The organism is Psychrobacillus sp., assembly GCF_056205495.1.
The window spans coordinates 1-4,927 of sequence record NZ_JBAEAP010000127.1 but is presented as its reverse complement, the minus strand read 5'-3'; the positions used below and the strand labels follow the sequence as shown (position 1 = coordinate 4,927).

Genomic DNA, 4,927 nt, shown 5'->3' with positions numbered 1-4,927 from the left:
GTACAAGTAAAAAATCGAATAAAGGTTGCTCCAATGACTCACTATTCCCAAGATTATAAAGTATGCGTTTTTAACGATAGAGTGTCACCAAATACCCCATGTGTTGCCACAGACACCAGGACATTACCTAGTTGTTACTTGGTTGGAGTTAGCTGAGTAATGACTTAGGAAAAATTTTTACATCTGCAAGGCTCATTCAATAGAATTAGCCATCTTCAGAAAACCCTTAACGGTATAGTCATTCTCCTCTCCTATCCGAGTAGTCATCATTAAACCAATGACAACATTCGCTTCACTGTGATGCCACGATAGAACTTTGCCACTTCCTTCTTCATCCCATATAGCCTCTTTTCCATTATTCAATTCTACTGTTTCTGATGTTGCCAAGGTTCGATCTTCTTGTAAAAAGGTTAGACACATAAAGAACATCTTCCTTACCAATAAATGAAATATCAATTAGCAAAGGTTCTTTTGAATTTTCTTTATTCTGCAAAGGAGTTATGACGATCTGTTTTACTTCAAAAGGAATAGTAGAAAACATAGTTATTTTTAATTGATTTAAAACATCTTCCGAGAGTCCATTGTCATTTAACTCTACTGTTTCCGGCACACTTTTTTTATAATTTTCCCAACTAGTCTCACTTTTTGTATCAGAACAAACAAATAATACGAGAATAATAATAAGATAAAACAATAGAAATGGATTAGATTTTATAGTAAGCACTCCTTTCAAAAAATACTTTAAAGAGTATTATATATCCAAAAAATTGAAGGGTTATATTTATAGTCCACTCATAATGGGAGTGAAAAAATTGAAAAAAGTCAATTAAAGAAGAAAACTATTATGGCAAAAGCAATGTAAGTGCTTAGTTGAAATCCTCTATAAATCTAACAGTTAAATTATTTTAATTAGTTGCAAGGAGGATATTAGATGTTTTTTACATAAGATATTAGAGAAGGGAGATGATTCAAATGAAAAAATTAATACTTTGCACTATCACGCTCTTACTAGTCTTATTAACTCTTTATGCTTGCAGTGACGAACAGGAGGAAAACAAAACAGACATAGAAAAGCCAGGGGAAGGTATTATCGATAGTGAAAACGAAAGCAACGAAAACGAAGTTGATCCAATTTCCATTGGAAAAATTGAAAATTATGAGGGAATGGAAATTACCGACTGGATCGATGAGCATACTGTTGTTCTTGCAAAAGAAAACCAGGAATTTAAAAAAATGAGTTTGTTAGAAAATGCAGAGTTCTATCCTAGAAGTATATACGTGTACAATTTGGATACTAAAGAATTTAAAACAATTAAAGCTCAAAAAGATATGTTTCTCGGTGGGGCAACTTTGTCTCCGGATAAAAAACACCTCTTATATTATGAAAACTCTATTGGAGATATCGCCTATTATATGATGAGTTTAGGGGAAGGGGAGAAAACGCTTGTTACCGAGGATATTATTGGTAGTGTCTATACCGCTGAGTGGACTGACGAGAACCACGTAATCGGTGCTTCCTATGCGGGTGGTGCAGTTATGGCTGATACGGAGGGGAATGTAACTCCGATTGCCGAGCTTCAGGAGGAGCAGTTGTTTAATGTTCATAAAATGCAAGAAAAAATCTACTATATAACAACAGAAAACCCTTCCTTTCAAGTATATAAGATGGATTGGAACACCAAAGAAAAAAAGAAACTTCCATTGAAAAATGCAGAAAGAATCACACTATCTCCGGATGGAAAGCAATTACTTGTTAAGCAGACAACAGGGGATACGAAAAAGCTAATAATCGCGGATACTGATGGAAATATACAAAGTACAATTGCAGAAGGTTCTGATGTGACAGGCGCTTCCTGGTCTTCGAATCAGCAAATGATTGTATATCAGTCAAGCTCTATCATAAACGGTGAAGAAGTTAGTGGACTATACCTATATGAAGTATCTTCTGATGAATCCATACAAATTGTTCAAGACATAGGAAATGTGAAAACCAAATGGAGTCCTTCAGGCAAAAAAATTTCCGTTGTTGAATTGGATGAAAAAATTTATAACAGCAGTATCATTTCTATTGATTAGTGCAGTTTTTACTTTAATAGAATAAAAGCTTATGATACAAAAAAGCAGATCGTCTAGAAGTGCTAAAATGCATATCTAGACGATCTGCTTTTATCTTTATGATCAAAAGGGTACAGGTTAGTATCATAGATGAATTTTAGACAAAATAGATTGAAATATTGTCTAAAATATTCTGATTATTTAACTGTATAATTTACCCTTTTAGTGTATATTTAGGTTAAGTGAAAATTAATAAGTACGCTGTAAGGACTACTTTAGTTGAAAGGAATGTATTATGAGAAAAATTATCTTATCGACAGAGAGTGGAGCGGATCTACCGGAGGACCTGGTAGAAAAATATCAAATTCAAGTGGTACCAATGCATGTCGTCATGGATGGGAAAGATTATTTGGATGGAGAGTTGCCTGTAGAGGACGACTTCGATTATCATAGTCGCACAAAAAAAATTCCATCTACAACAGCAACGAATGTACATGAGTATCAAGAGTTGTTTACAAAAATTAGAACCAACTTTCCTGAGAGTATCATTATTCATATTGGATATACGTCAAAAGCATCTGCTTCGTTTCAAAGTGCATTAATTGCAGCAGAGGATTTTGAAAACCTTTACCTGGTCGATACGCTAAACGTGACAGGAGGACTAGCCGCAGTGGTGTTGTATGCAGCCACCTTACTGGAGGAAGAACCTAACATGGATCATGTTAGCCTCATAGAAAAAATAGAATCTGTGGTTCCAAAAACAAAGCTGGCTTTCATCCCTGGTAGTTTAGACTTTCTAAGATCAGGTGGACGGGTAAGTAACATGGCTTACATTGGAGGGTCTTTGCTAAAAATTAAGCCATGCATTGAATTAAAAGAAGGAAAGCTTGTTTCAACTAGAAAATACCGTGGGAATATGAGTAAAGTGGCGGAAAAGCTCATAGAAGATTATTTGAACCAATATGATATTGATCGACAGCAGCTATACCTGATTTACTCTATCGGACTCGATGAAAGTATTAAGAGTCGAATAGATAAAATGGCCAAGGAAGCAGGCTTTAAAAATATAACATGGATGCAGGCCGGCGCCATGATTTCTACCCATGCTGGACCTGGAGGATTTGGAATTGCAGGGATAGAAAATTAGATTAACATCTGGAACATTGACTCCACTTACTATGAAGATTGTTTGGATAACATAAAAGACGGTTTAGAAGTGTAATAATGCACCTCTAAACCGTCTTTTTTTAATATTGTTTAGCCCCAATTTCTTGTGAGAGAAGCTTTTCTTAACTAGTTGTTTGAAGGGAGAAGCGAGGGTTTTTATTTTTAGGAAAGTGACGTCCTAACACTGCTTCATAGAGCTCTATTGTTAAAATAGTTATTAATAAAATTTAGAGAGAAAAAACAACCTAATGCACTGAATATAATTAAAATTCTTTATTTCGCAATTTTTGTAATATATAATTATTTTATAAGGGGGAGTTAATAAATGATTTCTAAGAAAAAACTATCGTTTTTTTCAAGTTTGTTATTTGCAGGGGTTCTTTTAGCAGGGTGTGGGGATGATACAGAAAATGGTGGTAGTGCAGGGGAAAGTTCATCAGAGGATGGATTGTCTACTAACATCGTAACAATCGCAACTGGCGGAGCATCAGGTCCGTATAATATTATTGGTACAACATTGGCTGACATCTATACACAGGAGTATGATGTCAATTCTCGTACTCAAACGACAGGGTCTTCCGTAGAAAACTTAAATTTAATGGCACAAGGGAAAATAGAAATGGCCTATGTTATGAGTGATGCTTTATCACAGGCAATCAATGGTGAAGTTAGCTTTAAAGAGCCAATTGAAGGCGTTTCCACAATGGCTACACTGTATCCCAACGTCGTACAAATTATAGCTAAAGCAGATGCTGGGATTGAAACAATTGAAGACTTAAAAGGGAAGCGTGTAGCAGTAGGGGATCAAAACTCTGGTGTAGAGGTAAACGCACGTACTCTCTTAAATGGTCATGGCATTACGTATGATGATATTAAAGTAGATTACCTAGGCTATGCCGAAGCGGCAGATGGTTTAAATGCAGGTACAATTGACGCTGCGTTTTTAACAAGTGGTATTCCAAACGCATCTGTTATGGAATTAGCTGAAACGACTGATATTGTTTTAGTGACAGTTAGTCCAGAAAAAGTAGAAGAAATTGCAAAAGAACATCCATATTTCATCTCTTATGAAATCGCTGCCAATGTATATAGCAATACAGAGTCTGTATTTACAGCTGCCGTACCGAATGCATTAGTTGTAAAAAGTGATTTAAGTGAAGATGATGTATATAAATTAACAAAAACTTTTTTCGAAAGTTTACCTAAGCTAGTAAACTCTCACCAAGCTGCTGGAGATATATCACTTGAAGGTGCACAAGAAGGTATAATCGGTGATCTTCACCCAGGAGCAAAACGTTATTACGATGAGCAATAAAAAATTGTTCGGGAGTATAGGGATTTTACTTATACTCCTGGCAATTTTTTTCATTCGTTTTCCTGTTTTAGTGTTTGAATTTTCCGACCGAATTGTATATGCCAAGACTACACAATTCGATTTAGGGTGGATTCATTCCGTAGAAAAAGAAGAATGGATAGAGCACTACGAAATAAATCAAGAACAATTACTATTAGAGAGCACGAAGTTTAAAACCTTTGGTGCAGGAGTTCCCTCTATTGCTGAAGACGTAGAGTTAGTGGACGGCTATGTAAAGATGAAAATCAATCAACCTTACAAAGAGTTAAATCTCACTATTTCAGAACATGTGGATAGTACGATTTATCTTGATGACAAGGAAATTAAAATCTATGACTATGGTGAGACGTA

5 protein-coding genes are annotated in these 4,927 nt (G+C 35.4%); 4 read left to right on the top strand and 1 reads right to left on the bottom strand.

The annotated features are described in order from the left end of the window. Positions 1-192: 192 nt before the first annotated feature. Entirely contained in the window at positions 193-387 is a 195-nt protein-coding gene (locus tag AC06OU_RS03820) for a hypothetical protein (protein ID WP_475854089.1), read from the bottom strand. A gap of 585 nt (positions 388-972) precedes the next feature. Here AC06OU_RS03820 and AC06OU_RS03815 point away from each other — a divergent pair. The 4 genes from AC06OU_RS03815 to AC06OU_RS03800 form a co-directional block, all read left to right on the top strand. Beyond that, positions 973-2,076, top strand: a complete 1,104-nt coding sequence (locus AC06OU_RS03815) for a TolB family protein (protein WP_475854088.1) — start codon at positions 973-975, stop codon at positions 2,074-2,076. Positions 2,077-2,350: 274 nt separating this feature from the next. Further along, entirely contained in the window at positions 2,351-3,202 is an 852-nt protein-coding gene (locus AC06OU_RS03810) for a DegV family protein (protein WP_475854086.1), read from the top strand. A gap of 345 nt (positions 3,203-3,547) precedes the next feature. After that, a complete protein-coding gene (locus tag AC06OU_RS03805; RefSeq protein WP_475854084.1) occupies positions 3,548-4,537 on the top strand; it encodes a TAXI family TRAP transporter solute-binding subunit in 990 nt (329 codons plus the stop codon). Further along, the coding region (locus AC06OU_RS03800) for a DUF1850 domain-containing protein (RefSeq protein WP_475854083.1) at positions 4,527-4,927 on the top strand (401 nt) is incomplete at its 3' end. The genes AC06OU_RS03805 and AC06OU_RS03800, both read left to right, overlap by 11 nt.

Bases quoted from the DNA above. Each gene is read 5' to 3' on its own strand.
- AC06OU_RS03815 (WP_475854088.1), top strand. From the start codon at position 973: ATGAAAAAATTAATACTTTGCACTATCACGCTCTTACTAGTCTTATTA.
- AC06OU_RS03810 (WP_475854086.1), top strand. From the start codon at position 2,351: ATGAGAAAAATTATCTTATCGACAGAGAGTGGAGCGGATCTACCGGAG.
- AC06OU_RS03805 (WP_475854084.1), top strand. From the start codon at position 3,548: ATGATTTCTAAGAAAAAACTATCGTTTTTTTCAAGTTTGTTATTTGCA.